A 20,253-nucleotide genomic window follows, 5' to 3' on the forward strand; every position below is an offset into this window, starting at 1 on the left:
TCCTGGACCGCGTCCTCGGCGTCGGCCGCACTGCCGAGGACGCGGTAGGCCACGGAGAACAGCAGTCGCCGGTGCTCGTGGAAGACCTGCTGGTCCTGGTCCGGGTACGGCTGGGTCACCGCGCCTCCCGGATCCGGGTGAAGCGGACGACGGTCCCGCCGGTCGGGTGCCGACGGGGCGGTGACGCGGGATCTCTCAGGGGGCGATGGGCAGTTGGCGCTTGTGCTCGGTGAGGCGGTAGCGCGCGACGATCTTCTCGAAGACCGCCTCGTCCACCGGCTTGCCCTCCAGGAAGTCGTCGATGTCGTCGTAGGTGACGCCGAGGGCGTCCTCGTCGGCCTTGCCCGGATCGAGGGTCTCCAGGTCGGCCGTCGGCGTCTTCCACACCAGCTCGGCGGGCGCGCCCAGCGCGTCGGCGACGGCACGCACCCGGCGCTTGGTCAGGCCGGTCAGCGGGACCAGGTCGGCGGCCCCGTCACCGAACTTCGTGAAGAACCCGGAGACGGCCTCGGCGGCGTGGTCGGTGCCGACGACCAGACCATCGTGCGCCCCCGCCACCGCGTACTGGGCGATCATGCGCTGCCGGGCCTTGATGTTGCCGAGCACGAAGTCCTGGTGGTGGGCGTCGCGGAAGGCGACGTCGGCGGCGACCGCGGCCTGCAGCGCGGCGTCGGCGGCGGGCTTGATGTCGACGGTCAGCACGTGGTCGGCCCGGATGAAGGAGAGCGCGAGCTGGGCGTCGTGCTCGTCGGCCTGCGTCCCGTAGGGCAGCCGCATCGCGTAGAACCGTGCTTCGTGACCGGTGGCGCGGGCCCGCTCGGCGGCGAGCTGGCACAGACGGCCGGCGGTCGTGGAGTCGACTCCGCCGCTGATACCGAGTACGAGGGACCGCAGGCCGGTGGAGGTCAGCCGCTCGGCGAGGAAGGCCACCCGGCGTTCGATCTCCTGCTCGGCGTCGAAGCTCTCCGCCACGTGGAGTTCCCGGGCGATTTCCTGCTGCTGGGCGATGGAGGCCGGCTCGCTCACGTCTGCTCCTGATCTGGTTCGCGGTGTGCTGGCCGTGCCCAGCCTACCCAGGCGCCTCCACCGGGACGGGACCGCGTCGGCCACCGCGCATGCCTCCGGGAACGCGGACCGCGCCGGCTCCCACCGGGAGAGACGCGCACGGCCTCCACTCCGCCCCGAGGATCCGCCGACGACGTAGGACCCGGTCAGCAGGCGTCGTACTTCCAGACGTCGCCCTCCCGCAGCCAGGGCTGCTGCTTCTGGTCGAACGTCGGCAGGCCGACACCGTAGGAGACGCGGGCCGTGTCCCCGGAGAGTTCGTCGACGGCGAATCGCTTCACGTCCTGCTGCCCGTAGTCACCGACCGCCCGCTCGGTCAGCACCGCCATGCCGGCCGGGGTGATGACTTTCCGGCAGCGTGCGGACAGCATGCCGTACGTCGTGTCCGGCTCGTCGGCGAAGTAGGCGGCGGTGTACTCGCGTACGGCCTTCTCCAGCGCCGCCTTCGCCGGCGCGGTGTCCTCGCTCGGCGTCGGACCGGCGGACGGCTGCCCGGCGTCCGGGCTGCTCGCCGCGCCGCTGCTCGTGGGTGCGGTGTCGGCGGTGTCGTCGTCCGACGAGGAGCAGCCGGTCAGGGCTGCCAGGAGCAGCCCGAGAGCGGCGGTGCCGATGACGGTGCGGTGGCTCACGGTCCCCCCCCCAGATACGTGTGATGTGCGGGGGAATCGTGCCATGGGAGGAAGCGGCACCGGCTCGACAGGGCCGTGGTCACGGTCGGCCGGCATCTCACCGCGGGGCAGGCGCGGCCAGGTCGGGATCACCGAACTCCGTGCGCAGGGCCTGGAAGGCGGTGACCTTGTCCGCACCGAAGCGGCGCACCTGGGAGGCGTACTCGTCGGCGGTCAGAAACGCCGTGGGCCTGGACTTGCTGTGGAACTTGTCCGCGTACATGACCAGCCGCTCCTCGTCCGTCACCGCCAGATAGTCGGCGACGGGCAGCGGAAGGCCCTGACCCACGACGTCCTCCTTCGTGACGCCCACCCCGGTGTGGTGGGAGCAGAAGCGGCACAGTGCCTCCGGGAAGCCCTCGTTCTCCAGGATCTCGTGCCCGAGCAGCCCGTGCCGGATGTAGTTGCCGTGGTCGAGCCGCCCGTCCTCCCCGTAGAGGCGGTAGACGCCGATGTCGTGCAGCAGGCAGCCCGCGCGGACCAGTCCGGCGTCGAGATGGCCGAGGTGCGGAGCGGCGAGCAGCTGCTCGGCGATGCTCCAGACGATCTCGCAGTGGGTGTGCACGAGGTCGAACGCCTCGGCGGTCGGCGCGTACTTCTCGTGCAGCGCACGGATCTCTTCGGTTCCCGGAATCCTCACCCGGGGAGCGTAACAACGGTGGTGGGGAGGCCGGGGGCCGGTCGCCCGGGCCGGGCGGACGAAGGCGCCCCCAGCGCGGTCCGAGTCACCTGGGACGGTCCGAGTCACCTGGGACGGTCCGTCCGAGGCGGGCGTCCCGGCGGCCGGCGGTGCACCTGGCGGCTGACCGCGACGCCCGCGCCCGCACACCGCCGGCGGTTCCCCGCCGGCCGGTCGCCTACTCCGGGGGTGTGGGGGTGTCGTGGGTGCGGTACATCGCCTGCACGTCCAGCTCCAGTTGGACGGTCGGCCCGACGACCGCGATGCCGCGGGCCAGCATGGAACGCCAGTTGAGGGTGAAGTCCTCGCGGTGGAGTTCCGCCTTGGCGAGCGCCGCGCAGCGCAGTTCCTGGTCATAGCCGCCGTTCACCATTCCGAGGTACGTCGTGTCGAGACCGACGGATCGGCTGGTGCCGTGCATCGTGAGCGTGCCGTGCAGCGTCCATTTGGTGCCACCGCGGTAGGCGAACCGGGTGCTGGTGAAGTCGATGTACGGGTAACGCTCGACGTCCAGGAAGTCCGCGGACCGCAGGTGGTTGTCACGGGTGTTGTTGCCCGTGGTGATGCTGGAGGCGTCGATGCGCACCGAGACATGGGAGTCGGCCATGTCCGGCGCGACGCGTATGCCGCCCTCGAAGCGGGTGAAGCGGCCGTGGACGTGGGCCATGCCCACGTGCTTGGCGATGAAACGGATCGCGGTGTGCGGGGGATCGAACAGCCAGGTCCCGGAGGTCGGGAGTTCCGGCTGGCGGGCGGACTGCAGGGTGATACGCACGGGAGGCAGCGCCACTCCGGCGGTGATGTCGAGGTCCTCACGGGCCGGTGACAGGCCCTCGGCCGCCGTCATCACGCTGTAGGAGCCGGCCGGCAGCGTCGCCATGAAGTAGCCGTTCGGGTCCGTGGTCCCGCGTGTCACGACGCGGTGGCTGTCCAGGGCGGTCACGGTCACGTCGGCTCCCCCCATGGGCTGTCCCACGGGGTCGACGACCTCGAAACCGAATCCCCCCGCACCGGGCGGCAGGGGGACCGAGAGGCTCGGTGTAGCACCGGACGTGCCGCGGGAAAGCCGGCGTCGGAGCAGCCCGAGGGCCATGGAGTCCACCTTTCTTCACTGGATCACCGCCGTGCGGCCCGCGCCGTCTCCTGCGTTCGCGGTCGTCAAGAATCATCCGGAACGGAGTCGTGGGCGTGGGGCGGCAGTTCGTTAACGATCATAAAGCCGCCGACGAGGAGAGGTTTACTCCGGGCCCTGGAGCTGGCGGAACCGTCTCTCGGCTGACGGGGTGGCGTAAATCGGCACATCGTCGAGGCAAATCGCCACACTCTTGTCTTCACGATTTGCACAGATGCTGTGGTGAAGGACACGAAGAAGGTGTGACGTTCACACATGGCTCGCGGTTCCGTCACGTACTTGACACATCACCCCTCGGGAAGAGGGCTCGGGGGCCGGTGGATCCGGGAAGGGGCCGTCGTCGCGGCCGGACGGGACATGCCCCACTCGACGGGACGCGCCACCACGAGCGTGCTTCCCGGCGTTCGGGGGACCTGAGGCGGCATGGCGAATCTCGGAAAGCACGTGTCGGCGGACGTGCCGGGTCCCGCGCTCGAGCGCGCGCTGACCACTCCGCTGCTGTACTTCTTCATCCTGGGCGACGTTCTCGGCGCCGGAGTCTACGTCCTGGTGGGGCAGGTGGCCGCCGACGCCGGGGGAGCGGTGTGGGTGCCGCTCGTCGTCGCGCTGCTGCTGGCGCTGCTGACCGCCGCGTCCTACGCGGAGCTGGCGACGAAGTACCCGCGGGCGGGCGGAGCCTCCCACTACGCGACGCGCGCTTTCGGGCCGTTCGCCGGGTCCGTCGCGGGGTTCTGCATGCTCGCCGCCGGCATCGTCTCCGTGGCCGCACTCGCCCGGGGCTTCGGGGGTGACTATCTGTCCGCCTTCGTGACGCTCCCGGTGGGCGCCGTCGCAGTCCTCTTCCTCGCCGCGCTCGCACTGGTCAACGCCCGCGGCATCAGGGAGTCGACCCGCGCCAACGCCGTCGCCACCCTCGTCGAGGTCGGCGGCCTGGCCGTCATCGTCGTCCTCGGCGGATGGCTGCTGCTGCGCGGTGACGGCGACCCGGGACGGCTCGTCCGGCTCGGCACACCGGAGAAGGGGGCCGCGGCGGCCGTGCTGAGCGGCTCCGTGCTGGCGTACTACTCCTTCGTCGGGTTCGAGACATCCGTGAACGTCGCCGAGGAGACCCGCGACCCACGGCGTTCCTACCCGCGCGCCCTGTTCGGCGCCCTGGCCACCGCGGGGGCCGTGTACGTGCTGGTGGGCATCGCCGCGTCCGCGGCCGTACCCACGTCCCGGCTCGCCGGGTCGAGCGGGCCGCTGCTCGAAGTCGTCAAGGCGGCCGGAGGAGTACCGACGCGTCTGTTCAGCGCCGTCGCGCTCGTCGCCGTCGCGAACGGCGCGCTGCTCACCGGCATCATGTCCTCCCGGCTGGCCTACGGCATGGCCCGGGACGGACTCCTGCCCGCCGTGCTGGCCAAGGTGCTGCCCGGCCGCCGTACGCCGTGGGCCGCCATCGCGGTCACCACCCTGCCGGCGATGGCCCTCGCGCTCACCGGCGGTGTCGCCACCCTGGCGTCCACCCTGGTCCTGCTGCTGCTCGTGGTCTTCTTCATGGTCAACACGGCCGTGCTGGTCCTGCGCCGCGACCCGGGCGGCGCCGACCACTTCCGGACCCCGGCCGTGCTGCCCGTGCTGGGTGCCGCGTCCTGTGTCGCGCTGGCCACGCAGATCGAGGCCGAGGTGTGGCTGCGCGGACTGGTGGTCGTCGCCGCCGGAGCGGCGCTCGCCGCACTCGCCGCCGTACGGCGGACCAGCCGCGGCGCCGGAGAGGAGGACCCTCACGGCGCCGCTTCCCCTCGGGAGTCCGGCGGGCGGTAGTCGCTCCCCTTGTTCCTGTGAGAGGACCGTGGGGGAAGGACCGGCGTCACTGCCCCAGGGAGGCCAGGTCGATGGCGTCGGCCATGGCCCGGTAACCGGCGGGGCTGGGGTGGATGTGGTCGGCCATGTGCAGGCCGTCCGGGATGCGGCCGGTGCCCGCGGGATCCAGGGCGCGGTCGAAGTCGGCGACGGCGTCGTACTCGCCGCTGGTGCGGATCCACCGGTTGACCTGGTCGCGGATCGTCTCGCCCTCGGCGGTCCAGCCGGCCGATCCCCGGTAGGGGGTGAGGGTGGCGCCGACGACCCTGACCCCGCGGGCGTGGGCGGCGCGGATCAGCGTCCGGTAGCCGTCGATCAGCCGCTGTGCGGTGACCGGCGGGTCGTCGCGGTCGACGCCGCACAGCCGGTCGTCGGTCAGTTGGATGTCGTTGATGCCGATCAGGACGATCACCGTGCCCACGTGGGGCCGGCCGAGGACGTCGCGGGCGAACCGGGAGATCCCGGCGTCGCCGCCGCAGGCCGAGTCGGTGAGCAGCTTGTTGGAGCCGATGCCGGCGTTCAGCACCGGGCGGGGACGGCCGGCGGCGATCAGGCGCTCGGCGAGGGCGTCGGGATAGCGGTCGTCGCCGTCGATGGTCGCGCCGAACCCGTCGGTGAGGGAGTCGCCGAAGGCGACGACCGCGTCGGGCTGCGGGTGACCCCCGGACGTCTCGACGCCTTCCAGGTAGTACCAGGACCCGAACCCGGGCTCGACCTTGTCGGTGAAGGCGGTGGCGGCCGCGGCACGGTGGTGGTCGCCGGTGGCGCGGTAGGTGGTGGTCATCGACACCTGGTGGTAGGTGGCCGGGCCGGTGGCGTCCTTGAAGTACAGCGTGATCGTGAGTCGTTCGCGCGGCTTGGTGGGCAGGGCGACCGGGTCGCTGACGGCATGTCCCCCCGGGGGGATGGTGGTGGACGGGGAGTCCGCGAAGCGCAGCGGGCGAATGGTGCCAGGCTGCACGGCCGCGCCGGCGGCGGTGCGGCCGATGCCGGCGCCGGTGAGGTGCAGGGGTGTGGTGCCGTAGGCGTTGGACAGCCGGATCCGGACCTTGGTGCCGCCGGTGTTCACCCGGACGACCTGCCGGACCGACTGGTCGCTGAAGCCCTGCTCGGCCCAGGTCTCGAACCACGGCGCACCGGACGGCCGCATGACCGCCGCTGTCCACGCGCCGTGCCAGACGGTGCCGGTGGTGGCGGGCGTCGCCGCGGACGGGGCGGCGGCGGTCGGGGATGCGGCCCCGGTGGGAGTGAGCAGCGGATTGCGGGTCTCGGGGGAGGACATGGTCGAACGCTCTTCCTTCCGTGCGGTGCGGGTGGGAGCCCCCGCCTGGGGCATGCGCGTGATCACTTCTTTCGCCGGGGCCCGCCAGAACCGGGGACCACGACGGCGCGGGCGTGGTCACGCGCGCCGGCCCGGGCGGGAAAAAGGCCTCCCGGGCGGGAAAGGGCCTCCCGGGCGGGTCTCGGGCGGCATCCGCCCGGGGCCCGGTTCCAGGGAGCCCGTCCTTGCGGGGAACTACCCGGCCGTGGCCGCACGCCACTGCTCAGCAGGCGAGACGCCGGGCAGCGGCTTGCCGATCAGCGCGAGCGGGATGAAGAAGTTGACCTGCCCGATCACCATGGCGAGCGTGGCCAGCGCCGTGGCGTCGTAGTGCTCGGCCACCCGCGCGTACAGGGCGTCGGGGACGCGCTCCTCGTGCCCGCCGGGCGTGAGCACGGCCTCCACCAGCTCCAGTGCGACCCGCTCGGCATCGGTGAAGCAGAGAGCGTCCCGCCAGGAGGCCACGGCGGTGATCTTCTCCTCCGGCACCTCCGCGCGGCGCAGGTTGCCGGTGTGCAGCACCGTCAGGTAGGTGTTCCCGACGAGCTGCCCGGCGCGCAGGTGGACCAGACCGACGGTGCTTCGCGGGATCACCCCGTTACCGACGATCTTGAACAGGGCGGCGCTGACGTCGCCGAGTTCGGGGACCAGCCGCTGCGGGTCGGAGAACCGGGAGGTGACGGTGTCGAAGTCGTCAGCAGTAGTGTTCATGGGGGATGTCCCTTCCAGGGTGCGGGCCGTTGCGCCCGCCGGTATCGGCTCGTTCACTGCACTGACGACCCGCAGCGGGTGAAGGTGACCACTGCGCCGGATCTTTTTCGAAGAATCCGGTCCCCCGGCCGGTTGGCATGGGTCCCCACCCACGCGTCGGCCCCCTTCCGATGTCTCCGGAGACATCGGAAGGGGGCCGGGAGCGGGAAGGTCAGCCTTCGACGGAGGCGAGATCGAGCCGGGCCAGGCGTTCGGGGTCGGCCAGGATGTCGATGGCGGCGATCCTGCCGTCGGCGACGGTGAAGCTCATGACGGACAGCGGCTGCCCGTCGAGGGTGTTGACCAGTCCGGCGAGGCCGTTGACCAGTGCGGGGTGCGTAGTGGCGGCGGTGGCCATCCGCTGGAAGGTGGCGGCCTGCCCGGCCACCGCGTCGGCGCCACGGATGACCCGCAGCCCCCCCGCGAGTACGCCGCCGTCCGCCCGCAGCACCACGTCCGGGTCCAGGAGGGCCAGCAGCGCGTCGAAGTCGCCACCGCGCGCGGCGGTCAGGAAGGCGTCCACCACCCGGCGCCGGCCGGCCGGGTCCGGGTCCGGGGGCGGGGTCGCGCCGCGGACCCGTTGCCGCGCCCGGCTGGCCAGCTTCTTGGCCGTCCCCGGTGTGCGGTCCACGATCGGCGCGATCTCCTCGAACGGCAGCCCGAACATGTCGTGCAGGACGAACGCCAGCCGCTCCGCCGGGCTGAGCGAGTCCAGCACCACCAGCAGGGCCAGCCCGACCGCGTCGGCCGTCAACGCCTGCTGCTCGGGGTCGGCCCCGTGCTCCTGGCTGATCACCGGATCGGGCAGCCGGGCCTCCAGCGACTCCTCACCCCGCCGCTTCCGGGCGCGGAGCATGTCGAGGCAGACCCGGCCGACCACGGTGGTCAGCCAACCGCCGAGGTTGTCGATCCGGCGGTCGTCGGACCGGGTCAACCGCAGCCAGGTCTCCTGTATCGCGTCGTCCGCATCGGCCAACGAACCGAGCATGCGGTACGCGACCGCCTTGAGATGAGGACGCTGCTCCTCGAACCGATCGGCCAGAAACGCAGGTGGATTCACGATCACACGACCCTCCAGTAGACGGCATCGCACTCATGACGTACTCGACGCCACACATGTGACCGTGCTGCCCCACCGGTTTTTCGAGCGCTCCCGGTGCTCCCGCCTCACTCGTTCGGATCGTGAGGGGTCTTTGGAGCGAGCAGGACGAGTCGGCGCGGCCTCGCAGCATGCGGCTGCGCTCCGCGACGACGCCCCGGTGGCCGAGCGGCCCCTTGCCGGAGCGCAGCAGCCCTTCGGCGGGCCGCAGCGAGAGCGGGGCGAAAGCCGGCGCCCCGACGATTCCGGCGGCGACCACCGTCCAGGGCGCGACCCGGCGTTCCTCTCGCCCTCCGCGCTCCGTCTGCCCCTGACCCGCCCTCCCGAACGTCAGCTCACTCCGTCCGGTGCGTGCCGGCCCAGCCACCTACGACACCGCTCGTCACCGCCCGGGACGCATATGGGACTTCTGGCGGGTGCTGGGGCGTTGTGCCGCCGGTGAGCGCCTGTGCGCCCTGCGAGCCCTCTCCCTGAAACCGGCCGCGCGCCGCACGGTCGGACGCATGGGGGCTACCGGGCGAGGGGAGTGCGTGGGCCGCGGGGACGGCAGCGGATGCCCGTACGGGGCCGTACTCACGGTCGATACGGGCGTGGAGTACCGCTGTGACGACTGCCGGCACCACTGGGAGCTGGACGAGACGGAGCCGGGCCGACGGGCGGGGGAGGACGACGCGCCGACCCGGCCCGTCGGTGACCCCGGCGAGGCAGGCCATGGCACTGCGGCGTAGTCACCGTCCTCGCGCGTGTGATCGCCCGTGCAGAGGAGTGCCGGCCCTTGATCACGTGCCATGCGAGTGATCGTGGCCGCTTGTGTGGTGGGAAGAGCGACGAGTTTCGGAAGAGTGCTGGATCCATGGGTGTGACGGTCGCCGAAGCCCACCCGAGGAAGACCGCCGGTCAGACCCCACCGGTACACCGCACTCGAGGAGCACGACATGGCCACGACCTACACCTTCGACGTCTTCTCCAGCCTCGACGGCTTCGGCGCCGCCGGCGGCGGCTGGACCGGTTACTGGGGCAAGCAGGGCCCCGAACTGCTCGATCACCGCCTCGCCCTCTACGGCCCGGACCAGCGGATGGTTCTCGGGGCCAACACGTACCGGGCCTTCGCACGGATGCTGGCCGCGAGCACCGAGGAGTCCGACGTGCGTGATCCCTGGGTCACTCGGATGAGGAGCCTGCCGGCGACCGTGGTGTCGACGACGCTGGAAGGCCCCCTCGACTGGCCGGACGCGACCGTCGTGAGCGGCGACGCCGTCGACGTGGTCGCCCGGCTCAAGGAGGAGTCCGAGGTGCCGCTGCGCTCGCACGGCAGCCTGTCGATGAACCGGGCGCTGATGGCCGCCGGCCTGGTCGACCGCCTGCAGGTGACGCTCTTCCCCGTCATCACCGGTCGGACCGGACTGGACCCGATCTTCCAGGGTGCGGCCGACTTCGACCTGGAACTGCTCGAGCACCGGACCCTCGACGGCCACATCCAAGAGCTCGTCTACCGGCCCACCCTCCACTGACACGCGGGATCGGGGACCAGCATGGCCCCGGTGCCGAACGAGCCGTCCGCAGCGCCGCCACGCTCGGCGTCCACGGGCACGGCCTCGGCACCCCGGACCAGTGCCGCCGCGCCCCATGGCCTCTGCGAAGCTTCGGTGTCCGAGTCCTGAAGGAGTGGCCATGGGGATCGAGTGGGAACTGCATTCGGCGCGGCCCACGCGAAAGGGGCCGTCCCGGAACACCTTGTTGCGGGGTTCCTACGAGCACGGCGAAGCGCTGTCGAGGGTGCTGGGCACCCTCGACCGGCATGGCTCGGGCACGCTCGGCCGGGTGGAGCCGTACGGCGACACGCTGTTCAACGAACAGGAGGCGCGAGCCGCCCGCCGGGAAGTCGCCGCCTTGCTGCAGGAGTGCACAGATCACCACCAGGAAGCGGCACTGCTCGATCTCGCCGAACTCCTTGAGGCGTGTGCGGCAGCACCGGGCAGCTACGTGTGGTTCATGGGTGACTAGTGCCGCGGCAGGAGGCGTTCGCCCCGTCGCGGCGTCCGGCACGCTCCCCCGGAGGGGGTGCCCCCACTCGCCGCACCGGCCGGAAGCCCGAGTGCGTCCGGTACGAGGGCTTCCGGCCGGCACTCCCCCAGCCTCCGGCCGGGGGGACCCCCGGAGCACGCGCCGGACGCCGCTCCTCACCGGGCGAACGTCGCCTGCCGCGGCACTGGTGACGAGGGCCGACACCGCGTACACCACCGCCGCGAGGAGCAGACAGGCGCGGGGGGACAGGAGCACCAGCAGTGCGCCACCCGTCGCGAAACCGGCCATCTGCAGCAGGCCCCAGAGCATGTCGTACACCGAACGCCCGAGGACGTAGCCGTCCTCGGGCAGGATCTCGTTCAGCAGCCCTCCGCGCACCCCGCCACCCAGAGACGCGACCAGGCCCTGCAGCAGGACGACGCCGAAGACCGCCCGGACGGGCAGGCCGGGCAGCGCCAGCACCGCCGTACCGGCCGCGAAGGCGAGACCGAGGCCGGTCAGGAGCGCTCGAGGGCGTAGACGGTCGGCGCCCGAGAGCAGGAACGCGCCGCCCAGCAACTGCGCGAGCTGCGGGCCGACCATGCTCACCGCCGACAGGAACGGCGATCCGGTGGCCCGGAACACCAGCGTGCCGAGGGCCAGGCCGCCGATCGTCTGGGCCGCGGTGAAAGCGGCGAAGGAGAGCAGGAAGGGAGTGAACTCGGGGGTGCGGAACAGGGATCGGTAACTGCGCGTGCAACGAAGTCTCTGATCGGCCGGGGGCGTGTGTGCTGTTTCGCCGATACACGAAAGGCCGTCCGCACGGGCTTGTGGCAGATCGGCACCGAGACTCTCGCCCGCGGCCTGTTCGTCCTCTCGCCGTTCGCCGGGATTCGCGAGCCTGGAACTCCTGCACGCGGGGACCGGCGCCCATCAGGGCGAGGAGGCGTGGTCGCGCGCACACCTGCCCGGCTGCCGCGTCCGCCTCACGGCAGGCCCGGTGGCCGCCCCGCTCGTGCGGGCGGCACTCGGCGCATCCTGGATCGCCGGGAACCGGGGCCGCCGGTCCGGACGGCCGGCTTGCCGGTCGAGTCCTGAACCGCCGTCCGCCCGGACGGATCGAGTGCGGGGAGGGGCAATATCGCGCAGCCCACGGATGGAGCAAACCTGTCGTGTCCGATGTAGACATTGCTGTCGGTTGAGGCTAAGGTTTCTGTTGTAACCCAGAAGTCGACGGGCACGGCAGAGACGAACTGCCGTGCATGCACGGCACGAACGGAAACAGGTAAGGAGCAGAACGCCATCAGGATCGCCCGGGCCGAGCAGGACCGCCCGGGTACCGCAGACCCCGGATTGGAAGGTGGTCCCCGGTCACGCATCCGCGATCCCCGCGGCCCCGCCCTCCCAGGCGAACGGCAGCGGAAGAAGGAAGCCGGCGCACGTCAGTCGGCAGATGGTGTTGAAAGCTCGGGGCCCGGGCGCCAGTCGGCGTCCGGGCCCCTCGACGCGTCCCCGGAAGAAGAGGTCTATGCCCCCTCGCAGTACCCGCCCCGCCATCCCCCTCGATGACGACGACTACCCCGCCTACACCATGGGCCGGGCCGCCGACATGCTCGGCACCACCCCCGCCTTCCTCCGTGCCCTGGGCGAACACCGCCTGATCACCCCCCTGCGCTCCGAAGGCGGCCACCGCCGCTACTCCCGCTACCAACTGCGCATCGCCGCCCGCGCCCGCGAACTCGTCGACGCCGGCACCGCGATCGAAGCCGCGTGCCGGATCATCGTCCTCGAGGACCAGCTCGAAGAAGCCCTCCGCATCAACGAGCAACTGCGCGCCCAGGCGCAGTGAGGACACCGGCCTGAGCGCGCCGGGCACACGTCTCACCGCTTCGGCGCCGCGACCGGCCACGTGCAGGCAGCACTCCTCACCGGCGCCCCGGCCCCCCGCTCATCGGGACCGTTCGCTGGGGCGCCGCATCGTGCGGGCCGGAGTCGCGCGGATCAGCCCGGCCCGACAGGCCGGCTCCGCCGGACGACGGCCGAAGACCGGCCCGCCCTCCGGGCGACCCGAGGCGCGTTCACGACAGTTGTATTGCGGCCGTGTGTCAGGATCCGCGTCATCGCCCGTCGTGCTGGTGCCTCGACGTCGGCGTGTGCTTCTCTGAACCCATGACCGTGCTCGTGACCCGCCGCCACGTCGACTACGTGCGTGTCACCACGACGGGGTGTACCGCCCAGGGCTGACGCCTCGCTCGGGCCGGCCTCCGCTCCGCCTCTCCTCCGCGCCGCACCGACCCCCGTCCCCCGTCCGGGCACGGCGCTCGGTCCCGCGGCTCTTCCTCCGCACCGCCGGCGTTCCGCACCACCGGCGTTCCGCACCACCGGCGTTCCGCGACGCCCGTCGCGGTGCGCACCCGCGCGTCACGCACACCGCCCTCCATGCAAGGGAGCAGCACCATGAGCCAGCCGATCGACTCCGTCACCGCAGGTCACACGCCCGACGAGGAGCCCACCGGGCCCGACACCTCGGCCTGGTCCTTCGAGACCAAGCAGATCCACGCGGGCGCCGCACCGGACCCGGCGACCGGCGCCCGGGCGACGCCGATCTACCAGACGTCGTCGTTCGTGTTCCGGGACACGCAGCACGCCGCCGACCTGTTCTCGCTCGCCGAGCCCGGCAACATCTACACCCGCATCCACAACCCCACCCAGGACGTCTTCGAGCAGCGCGTCGCCGCGCTGGAGGGCGGCGTCGCGGCGGTGGCGCTGGCGTCCGGGCAGGCGGCGCAGACCCTGGCGATCCTCGCCCTGGCCGGCTCCGGCGACCACGTCGTCTCCAGCGCCTCCCTGTACGGGGGCACGTACAACCTGTTCCGCCACACGCTGCCCAGGTTCGGCATCGAGGTGTCCTTCGTCGACGACCCGGACGACGTCGAGGCCTGGCGGGCGGCGATCCGGCCCGGCACCAAGGCCCTGTTCGCCGAGACCCTGGGCAACCCGCGCGGCAACGTGCTCGACGTCCGGGCCGTGGCGGACGTCGCGCACGGAGCCGGCGTGCCGCTGATCGTGGACAACACCGTGCCCACGCCGTACCTGCTGCGGCCCATCGAGCACGGCGCCGACATCGTCGTCCACTCGGCCACCAAGTTCCTCGGCGGGCACGGGACCACCATCGGGGGTGTCGTCGTCGACGGCGGGACCTTCGACTTCGGTGCCCACACCGAGCGCTTCCCCGACTTCACCGAGCCCGACCCCAGCTACCACGGCCTGCGGTACTGGCCCGCGCTGGGCCCCGGCGCCTTCGCCGTCAAGCTGCGCGTCCAGTTGCTGCGCGACCTCGGCCCCGCCATCTCCCCGCACTCCGCGTTCCTTCTGCTCCAGGGCGTGGAGACGCTCAGCCTGCGCATCGAGCGGCACTCCGCGAACGCCCAGGCCCTGGCGGAATGGCTGGAGCAGCGCGACGAGGTCGCCGCCGTCCACTACCCGGGACTGCCGTCCAACCGCTGGTACGAGGCCGGCCGACGCTATCTGCCGCGCGGCGCGGGCGCCGTTCTGGCCTTCGAACTGCGCGACGGTGTCGAGGCCGGCAAGCGCTTCGTCGACGCCGTCGAACTGTTCAGCCACCTCGCGAACATCGGCGACGTCCGCAGTCTCATCATCCACCCGGCGTCCACCACCCACAGCCAGCTGGACGAGCGGCAGCTGGAGGCCACCGGCGCCTCGCCCGGCCTGGTGCGGCTCTCGGTGGGCATCGAGAACCTCGCCGACCTGAAGGCCGACCTGGAGGCCGGGTTCCGGGCGGCGAAGGGCGCGTCCTGAACACCGTGCCGACGCCGTCGCGGGTCCCCCTTCCGCCGGCCTCCGGGGCCTGGCGGGAGGGGGACCCGCCCGGGCGTCGCCGGTGGTACGAGCGCGAGACGCCGCTCGCCCTGGAGGCAGGTGGCCGACTGCCCGCACCGCGACTGGCGTTCGAGACCTGGGGGAGGCCGGCGCCGGACCGCTCCAACGCCGTGCTGGTCCTGCACGCCCTCACCGGTGACAGCCACGTCACCGGCCCCGCCGGGCCCGGACACCCGACCCCTGGCTGGTGGGACGGGCTCGTCGGACCCGGGCGGGCGCTCGACACGGACCGCTGGTTCGTCGTCGCCCCCAATGTCCTCGGCGGCTGCCAGGGCAGCACGGGGCCGGCCTCACGCCGCCCCGACGGACGGCACTGGGGCGGCGACTTCCCGTTCCTGACACAGCGCGACCAGGTCGCCGCCGAGGCCGGTCTGGCGGACGCGCTGGGCATCGACCGCTGGGCCCTGGTGGTGGGCGGCTCGATGGGCGGCATGCGGGCGCTGGAGTGGGCCGTGACGCACCCGGAGCGGACGGGCGCGCTGCTGCTGCTCGCCACGACGGCCGCCGCGAGCGCCGAGCAGATCGCGTGGGCCGGCATCCAGCTGCGTGCCATCCGCTCCGACCCGCACTGGCAGGAGGGCCACTACCACGCCACGGCGCGGGGGCCGCACGCCGGACTCGGCCTCGCCCGGCGGATCGCCCACGTCACCTATCGCAGCGAGCCGGAACTCCAGGGCCGCTTCGGCCGCTTCGCCCAGGCCGAGGAGGATCCGTGGTCGGGCGGGCGGTACCGGGTCGGGTCCTACCTCGACCATCACGCCGCCAAGCTGGTGCGCCGCTTCGATGCGGGCAGCTACGTCGTGTTGTGCGAGGCGATGAACAGCCATGACATCGGCCGCGGCCGCGGCGGTGTGCGCGCGGCGCTGGGCCGCGTGGCCGCCAGGACCCTGGTGGCCGGCGTCGACTCCGACCGGCTCTACCCGCTCTCGCAGCAGGCGGAACTGGCGGCGGGCATCGGTACGGCCGACGGCCTGCGGGTCATCGAGTCTTCCTGCGGCCACGACGGTTTCCTCATCGAGGTGGAGCAGGTGGCCGCGCTCGTGAAGGAGCTCCTGCCGTGAGCCCGACGGCACGTGCGGGGCGCCGGACGGCGCCCGCCCGGTCGGGTCCGGTGGGCGTCGTCCGCGCCGGTGACGCCGCCGCCCGGCTCAGGCCCGGTGCACGACCGTCCCGCCGGTCATCGTCAACACGACGGGCGCCTCGCCCAGTTCGTCCGCGGGCGCGGTGACGGGGTCGACGGCGAAGGCCGTGAGGTCCGCCCGGTGACCCGGTGCGATGCGCCCCGCCACGTCCTCCTCGCCGACCGCGCGTGCCGAGTGCGACGTGTAGCCCTCCAGGGCCATCAGGCCGGTGAGGGCCTGCTCGGCCACGACCGGCTCGACGTCCGGCTGTCCGGGCAGCCGGCGCAGGCGGGCGGTGGCGAGGACCTCACGCGGGTCGTAGTGCGCGATGGGCCAGTCCGATCCCAGGAGCAGGGTCGCACCCGCGTCCCGCAGGTCCCGGCAGCGCCAGGCCCGGTCGGCGCGTTCCTCACCGAGCCGCAGGGACCACTCGTCGCGGTGGTCGGCGCGGGTGTAGGCGAGGTGGGTCGGCTGCATGGAGGCGGCGACTCCGAGCCGGGCGAAGCGGGGCAGCTGGCTGTCCGGCACGGTCTCGATGTGCTCGATCCGGTTCAGGACGCGCTGCCGGGGGTCGGGGAGGAGTTCGACGGTGTCGAGAACGTGCCGCACGGCCGCGTCCCCGATGGCGTGGGTGACCGTGCGGACCCCGGCGCGGGCGAGATGGTGGACCGCCCGGGTGTAGGCGGCGGGGTCCGGCCAGAACGCCTCGGTGCCCTGGTTGTGGCAGTCGGGGTGCTCCAGCCAGGCGGTGCCGCCCTCGACGGTGCCGTCCATGAAGAACTTCACGCCGCCGACGCGCCAGTGCCGCCCGTGCGCGCGCTGCAGCTCGACCAGGTCGTCGAGGCCCGCCTTGTCCGTGCCGGGCATGCACCAGGGGGCGATCCGCAGGCGCAGCGGCAGCTCGCCGTCCTCCTCGATGCCCTCCAGGAGGCCGAGGAGGTCCGGTTCCTGGAGGTCCATGACGTGGGCGCCCGTGAGGCCGGTCGCCGCCATGTCGCGCAGCAGGGCGAGGAGGCGTTCCCGGCGCACGGTCGCGCTCTCACGGGGCAGGACGGGATCCATCAGGCTCATCGCGGCGAACTCCACGAGGTGCCCGGTGGGCCGCCCGTCCGGGTCGCAGACGACCTGCGCCCGCTGTTCGAAGCGGCGCGGTCCGTCGATGCCCGCGGCCGCCAGGGCGGGGCCGCTGGCCAGGGCGGAGTGGCCGTCGTAGAGCCGGATGAAGGCCGGCACGCCGCCGAGGGCCCGGTCGATCTCGTCGTGGTGGACCGGGCGGCCGTGGAAGGTGTTGTGGTCGAGGCTGTGGGCCAGGACCCACTCGCCGGGGCCGGCCGCGCGGGCCGCCGCGGCCAGCGTCGCCCGCAGCGCGTCCAGGTCCTGGCAGCCGGAGAGGTCGAGCCCGGTGGCCATGGTCAGGCCCAGGTACGGGTGGCTGTGGCCGTCGACGAGTCCAGGGGTGAGGGTGGCCCCGGCCAGGTCGATGACCTCGGTGTCCGCGCCGCGCCAGTCGCGTACGTCCGCCTCGTCCCCGACGGCGACGATGTGGCCGTCCTTGACCGCGACCGCACGGGCCGAGGGCCGGTCCGGATCGAGGGTGCGGATCCGGGCGCCGGTCAGGATCGTGTCGGCGACGGCGGAACGGGATGCGGGGGAGTGTGACACGGAGGAGATTCCTTGCTGTTGGTGCCGATCGGGTGCCGGCCCCCGTGGGTGGGCCGGCGACTGAGGGGATGAGGACCGGGACGGTGTGGGGTCAGCTCACCTCGCCGTCCGGCTCCTGGGCGAAGTGGGCGTACACCTCGGGCCGGCTGCGGCGGATGCGCAGGGAGAGCAGGATGCCGAGGAGGAAGGCGCAGGGGACCAGCAGGACGAGCACGGCGTTGGTGGTGAACGGCGCCCCGGTCATCAGGTCGATCTTGCTGATGACCAGCCACATCGCACCGGCCATGAGGACGGCGGCGGCCGACGGCGCGATCACGGTGCGCCAGCGGCCCTCCTCGTGCCGGATGCGCCGGAAGTAGCGGAGGACGGCGACGGCGGTGACCGCCTGGAGCGCCAGCAGCCCGATCGCGCCCGGGGTGTTCACCCACAGCAGGAGCTGCTGGTACGGGTCGGCGCCGGCCAGGGCGAAGCCCGCGACGACCACCAGCGCGAGGACGCTCTGCGCGATGCTCGCCACGTGCGGGGAACGGTGTTCGGGGTGGATCCGGCCGAGTGCCTTCGGCAGGACGCCTTCCTGGGCGAGCGAGAGCCCGTAGCGGTTGATCGCGTTGTGGAAGGCCAGCTGCGAGGCGATGATGCTGGTGACGATGAAGATGTGCATGAGGTCGGTCGCCCAGCCGCCGACGTAGTGCGTGGTCGCGGTGAAGAAGAGGCCCATCGGGTCGGTGGCGAGGGCCTTCATGATCTGCGAGCCGCCGAAGGCCTGGATGACGATCCAGACGCAGAACGCGTAGAAGAGGCTGAGGAACGCGACGGCGGCGTAGGTGGCCCGGGGGATGGTGCGTTCGGGGTTGCGCGCCTCGCTGCGGTAGATCGCGGTGGACTCGAAGCCGGTGAACGCGGCGAACGCGAAGGTGAGCACCGCGCCGGTGCCGGGGACCAGGACGTTGCCCGGGGTGAGGGAGTCCAGGGCGAGGCCCTCGGCGCCGCCGTCGAGGAGTACGCCGCCCGCGAGCAGGACGAGGATGCCGGTCTCCGCGAGCAGCAGCACGCCGAGGACCTTCGCGCCGAACTCGATGCTGCGGTGGCCGAGGAACCAGATCGCGAAGACGCCGGCGACCGCGATGGCCGGCCAGGGCACATGGATGCCCCACAGGGCCTCCAGCGTGTCCTGGGTCCCGGTGGCGAGCAGCCCGTAGACGCCGATCTGCATGCCGTTGTAGGCGAGGAGGGCGAGGGTGGCGGCGCCGAAGCCGGCGGGCCGGCCGAGGCCCCGGGTGATGAAGGCGTAGAACCCGCCGCCGTGGCGGACGTGCCGGGTCATGGCGGTGAAGCCGACGGCGAAGAGGGCGAGCGTGGCGCCGGCGATCAGGTATCCGATGGGGGCGCCGATGCCGCCGATGCCGATGGCGAGGGGTGCCACACCGGCCATGACGGTCAGGGGCGCGGCGGCGGAGACCACGAAGAACGCGATGTCCGCGACGCCGAGGCTGGCCCGGCGCAGCCCGGGGGACCCGCTCCCGTCCGGTGCGCTCGTGCCCTCTGTCGTGCTCGTCCCCTGCGGCGGGGTGCCTTCCGTTGCTCCTTCGCGGGAGGCGGACTCGATGGCCATGACGCTCGGCCCTTCTTCGACGGAGGATCGGGGGTGCGGCGGCCCTGAGCGTCCGGAGGTGGGGTGGGGGCGGGGCCGCCGCGAAACCTAAACCATTTCGGTTTAGGCAATGTAGACGGAGGACGTACGATTCGGGAAGACCTCACGTCAGGAGAACGGCATATGGCTCGGCCGCGGAAGGCCCTGCTCGACCGGGTGCGCATCGGCCGTACGGCCCTCGAACTCGTCGACGAGACGGGCGACTTCACCGTGCCCGAGATCGCGCGCAGACTCGGGGTGCAGACCGCCTCCGTGTATCACCATGTGGACGGCCGGGCCGGGGTGATAGAACTGCTGCGCGACAGGGTGGTCGACGGACTCGACCTCGCGGCGCTCGACGAACGCCCCTGGGACGTCGCTCTGGAGACGTGGGCCCGCTCCTACCGCGCCGCTTTCGCGGCCCACCCGAGGGCGATCCCCATGCTGATGACCTCGCCGGTGCGTGCGCCGCGGGTGATCGAGCAGTACGACCGGGTGGCCGGCCTGCTGCTGGACGCGGGATTCGCACCGGAGGCCGTCATGCCGGTCATCACCGGCCTGGACAACATCGTCCTCGGATCGGCCCTGGACATGTCGGCGCCCGAGGTGATGTGGGTGGTCGAGGAGAAGAACGAGGCCCCGCGGCTCGCCCGGGCCCAGGCGGCCACGGGGCCGTCCCGGGCCGACCACGCCTTCGGCCTGACACTCGCGGGATTCCTGGCCCACTGCCGGGACATCCTCGCGGACGACGGGCCGGCCGCCGCCGGCGAAGCGGGAGAGGGGACGGCTCGGACAGCGGACTCCGGTCGGAGGACTAGGCTTCCGGCGCGCTGACCGCCCGCCGCAGCAGCGTCAGCAACTGCTCCCGCTCCTCGGGCGAGAACGGGGCGAGCATCCGATCGCTCACCGCGACGACCGCGGGGGCGAGCCGGGCGGCGAGTTCGCGGCCCTCCTCGGTGATGCGGACCAGCTTGCGCCGGCGGTCGCTCTCGTCCCGCGCGATCTCCAGCAGACCCCGCCGGCGCAGCCGTTCGAGCAGCGGGGCGGCGGTCGACTTGTCGAGACGGGCCAGTGCGCCGAGCGTGCCCTGGTCCATGTCGCCGTGGGCGTCCAGCAGACTCAGTACGGTGAACTGCGGGCCGGTGACGTCCTGATGGACCAGCTCGTACCAGAGCCGGTTGTGCACCTGGTTCAACTGGCGGGCCAGGGGGCCGAGTCCGGCCAGCGCCTCGCGGGGCGCGGGGTGGGCCACGTCCTCCTGTGTCATCGCTTCCGCCTCCCGGCCGGGTTGTTCGGGACGTGTACGTACTATACAAAGAGATCCGCCGGGCGGCCCCCGCAGGAGAGCCGCCCGGCGGACTGGTCACGGACCCGCGAGGA

General features: G+C 72.5%; 18 protein-coding genes and 1 pseudogene. 7 read left to right on the plus strand and 12 right to left on the minus strand.

The window, feature by feature from the left end; translation table 11 throughout:
- The 5 genes from ACIRFH_RS29280 to ACIRFH_RS29300 form a co-directional block, all read right to left on the minus strand.
- Window positions 1–119 (minus strand): sigma factor (locus ACIRFH_RS29280; RefSeq protein ID WP_403527298.1); only part of this gene is annotated, 119 nt, incomplete at its 3' end.
- 76 nt (window positions 120–195) lie between these two features.
- Window positions 196–1,026 carry an ammonia-dependent NAD(+) synthetase gene (nadE, locus tag ACIRFH_RS29285; RefSeq protein ID WP_403527132.1) on the minus strand — a complete coding sequence of 277 codons (831 nt, stop codon included), beginning with the start codon at window positions 1,024–1,026 and terminating at the stop codon, window positions 196–198.
- A 185-nt stretch (window positions 1,027–1,211) separates the two neighbouring features.
- A complete protein-coding gene (locus ACIRFH_RS29290; RefSeq protein WP_403527135.1) occupies window positions 1,212–1,694 on the minus strand; it encodes a hypothetical protein in 483 nt (160 codons plus the stop codon).
- A 97-nt stretch (window positions 1,695–1,791) separates the two neighbouring features.
- Window positions 1,792–2,373 carry an HD domain-containing protein gene (locus tag ACIRFH_RS29295; protein WP_403527138.1) on the minus strand — a complete coding sequence of 194 codons (582 nt, stop codon included), beginning with the start codon at window positions 2,371–2,373 and terminating at the stop codon, window positions 1,792–1,794.
- Window positions 2,374–2,590: 217 nt separating this feature from the next.
- Window positions 2,591–3,505 (minus strand): YceI family protein, encoded by a 915-nt coding sequence (locus ACIRFH_RS29300; protein ID WP_403527141.1) that lies wholly within the window; start codon window positions 3,503–3,505, stop codon window positions 2,591–2,593.
- 462 nt (window positions 3,506–3,967) lie between these two features.
- Here ACIRFH_RS29300 and ACIRFH_RS29305 point away from each other — a divergent pair, with 462 nt between their 5' ends.
- Window positions 3,968–5,347, plus strand: coding sequence for an APC family permease (locus ACIRFH_RS29305; protein WP_403527144.1), 1,380 nt, complete (start codon window positions 3,968–3,970; stop codon window positions 5,345–5,347).
- A gap of 46 nt (window positions 5,348–5,393) precedes the next feature.
- Here ACIRFH_RS29305 and ACIRFH_RS29310 read toward each other — a convergent pair whose 3' ends face one another.
- The 3 genes from ACIRFH_RS29310 to sigJ form a co-directional block, all read right to left on the minus strand.
- Window positions 5,394–6,668, minus strand: a complete 1,275-nt coding sequence (locus ACIRFH_RS29310) for an SGNH/GDSL hydrolase family protein (protein WP_403527147.1) — start codon at window positions 6,666–6,668, stop codon at window positions 5,394–5,396.
- 234 nt (window positions 6,669–6,902) lie between these two features.
- Entirely contained in the window at window positions 6,903–7,418 is a 516-nt protein-coding gene (locus ACIRFH_RS29315) for a carboxymuconolactone decarboxylase family protein (protein ID WP_403527150.1), read from the minus strand.
- Between the two features lie 211 nt (window positions 7,419–7,629).
- The gene (gene sigJ / locus ACIRFH_RS29320) at window positions 7,630–8,517 is read right to left on the minus strand and encodes an RNA polymerase sigma factor SigJ (protein WP_403527300.1); all 888 of its coding nucleotides are present in this window, start codon (window positions 8,515–8,517) and stop codon (window positions 7,630–7,632) included.
- Window positions 8,518–9,491: 974 nt separating this feature from the next.
- Here sigJ and ACIRFH_RS29325 point away from each other — a divergent pair.
- Window positions 9,492–10,067 (plus strand): dihydrofolate reductase family protein, encoded by a 576-nt coding sequence (locus tag ACIRFH_RS29325; protein ID WP_403527153.1) that lies wholly within the window; start codon window positions 9,492–9,494, stop codon window positions 10,065–10,067.
- Window positions 10,068–10,227: 160 nt separating this feature from the next.
- Window positions 10,228–10,560: a hypothetical protein gene (locus tag ACIRFH_RS29330; protein WP_403527155.1), complete on the plus strand. Its 333-nt coding sequence runs from the start codon at window positions 10,228–10,230 to the stop codon at window positions 10,558–10,560.
- Between the two features lie 129 nt (window positions 10,561–10,689).
- Here the strand turns inward: ACIRFH_RS29330 and ACIRFH_RS29335 are convergent.
- Window positions 10,690–11,298, minus strand: a pseudogene (locus ACIRFH_RS29335) (MFS transporter); the annotation flags it as partial.
- A 790-nt stretch (window positions 11,299–12,088) separates the two neighbouring features.
- Here ACIRFH_RS29335 and ACIRFH_RS29340 point away from each other — a divergent pair.
- The 3 genes from ACIRFH_RS29340 to ACIRFH_RS29350 all read left to right on the plus strand — a co-directional run bounded on the left by ACIRFH_RS29340 (window position 12,089) and on the right by ACIRFH_RS29350 (window position 15,521).
- Window positions 12,089–12,409: a MerR family transcriptional regulator gene (locus tag ACIRFH_RS29340; protein WP_403527158.1), complete on the plus strand. Its 321-nt coding sequence runs from the start codon at window positions 12,089–12,091 to the stop codon at window positions 12,407–12,409.
- Window positions 12,410–13,017: 608 nt separating this feature from the next.
- Window positions 13,018–14,379: a bifunctional o-acetylhomoserine/o-acetylserine sulfhydrylase gene (locus ACIRFH_RS29345; protein ID WP_403527162.1), complete on the plus strand. Its 1,362-nt coding sequence runs from the start codon at window positions 13,018–13,020 to the stop codon at window positions 14,377–14,379.
- 5 nt (window positions 14,380–14,384) lie between these two features.
- Entirely contained in the window at window positions 14,385–15,521 is a 1,137-nt protein-coding gene (locus tag ACIRFH_RS29350) for a homoserine O-acetyltransferase (RefSeq protein WP_403527165.1), read from the plus strand.
- A gap of 87 nt (window positions 15,522–15,608) precedes the next feature.
- On the opposite strand, the gene ACIRFH_RS29355 is transcribed toward ACIRFH_RS29350, so the two are convergent.
- Both ACIRFH_RS29355 and ACIRFH_RS29360 read right to left on the minus strand, forming a co-directional pair.
- Window positions 15,609–17,243 carry an amidohydrolase gene (locus tag ACIRFH_RS29355; protein ID WP_403527167.1) on the minus strand — a complete coding sequence of 545 codons (1,635 nt, stop codon included), beginning with the start codon at window positions 17,241–17,243 and terminating at the stop codon, window positions 15,609–15,611.
- A 91-nt stretch (window positions 17,244–17,334) separates the two neighbouring features.
- On the minus strand, window positions 17,335–18,855 hold the full coding sequence (locus tag ACIRFH_RS29360) for an APC family permease (protein ID WP_403527170.1): 1,521 nt from the start codon (window positions 18,853–18,855) through the stop codon (window positions 17,335–17,337).
- Window positions 18,856–19,017: 162 nt separating this feature from the next.
- Here ACIRFH_RS29360 and ACIRFH_RS29365 point away from each other — a divergent pair, with 162 nt between their 5' ends.
- Entirely contained in the window at window positions 19,018–19,707 is a 690-nt protein-coding gene (locus ACIRFH_RS29365; RefSeq protein WP_403527173.1) for a TetR/AcrR family transcriptional regulator, read from the plus strand.
- Here the strand turns inward: ACIRFH_RS29365 and ACIRFH_RS29370 are convergent.
- Window positions 19,688–20,140: a MarR family winged helix-turn-helix transcriptional regulator gene (locus tag ACIRFH_RS29370; protein ID WP_403527176.1), complete on the minus strand. Its 453-nt coding sequence runs from the start codon at window positions 20,138–20,140 to the stop codon at window positions 19,688–19,690. The genes ACIRFH_RS29365 and ACIRFH_RS29370 overlap by 20 nt on opposite strands.
- Window positions 20,141–20,253 lie beyond the last annotated feature (113 nt).

Origin of the sequence: Streptomyces sp. NPDC093586 (assembly GCF_044764905.1) — a bacterium.
GTDB lineage: Bacteria > Actinomycetota > Actinomycetes > Streptomycetales > Streptomycetaceae > Streptomyces.

What these genes read in the sequence shown, in the direction of transcription:
- ACIRFH_RS29300 (WP_403527141.1), bottom strand. Translation starts at nt 3,505, where the DNA reads ATGGCCCTCGGGCTGCTCCGACGCCGGCTTTCCCGCGGCACGTCCGGT.
- ACIRFH_RS29305 (WP_403527144.1), top strand. Translation starts at nt 3,968, where the DNA reads ATGGCGAATCTCGGAAAGCACGTGTCGGCGGACGTGCCGGGTCCCGCG.
- ACIRFH_RS29310 (WP_403527147.1), bottom strand. Translation starts at nt 6,668, where the DNA reads ATGTCCTCCCCCGAGACCCGCAATCCGCTGCTCACTCCCACCGGGGCC.
- ACIRFH_RS29315 (WP_403527150.1), bottom strand. Translation starts at nt 7,418, where the DNA reads ATGAACACTACTGCTGACGACTTCGACACCGTCACCTCCCGGTTCTCC.
- ACIRFH_RS29325 (WP_403527153.1), top strand. Translation starts at nt 9,492, where the DNA reads ATGGCCACGACCTACACCTTCGACGTCTTCTCCAGCCTCGACGGCTTC.
- ACIRFH_RS29330 (WP_403527155.1), top strand. Translation starts at nt 10,228, where the DNA reads ATGGGGATCGAGTGGGAACTGCATTCGGCGCGGCCCACGCGAAAGGGG.
- ACIRFH_RS29340 (WP_403527158.1), top strand. Translation starts at nt 12,089, where the DNA reads ATGCCCCCTCGCAGTACCCGCCCCGCCATCCCCCTCGATGACGACGAC.
- ACIRFH_RS29345 (WP_403527162.1), top strand. Translation starts at nt 13,018, where the DNA reads ATGAGCCAGCCGATCGACTCCGTCACCGCAGGTCACACGCCCGACGAG.
- ACIRFH_RS29360 (WP_403527170.1), bottom strand. Translation starts at nt 18,855, where the DNA reads ATGGCCATCGAGTCCGCCTCCCGCGAAGGAGCAACGGAAGGCACCCCG.
- ACIRFH_RS29365 (WP_403527173.1), top strand. Translation starts at nt 19,018, where the DNA reads ATGGCTCGGCCGCGGAAGGCCCTGCTCGACCGGGTGCGCATCGGCCGT.
- ACIRFH_RS29370 (WP_403527176.1), bottom strand. Translation starts at nt 20,140, where the DNA reads ATGACACAGGAGGACGTGGCCCACCCCGCGCCCCGCGAGGCGCTGGCC.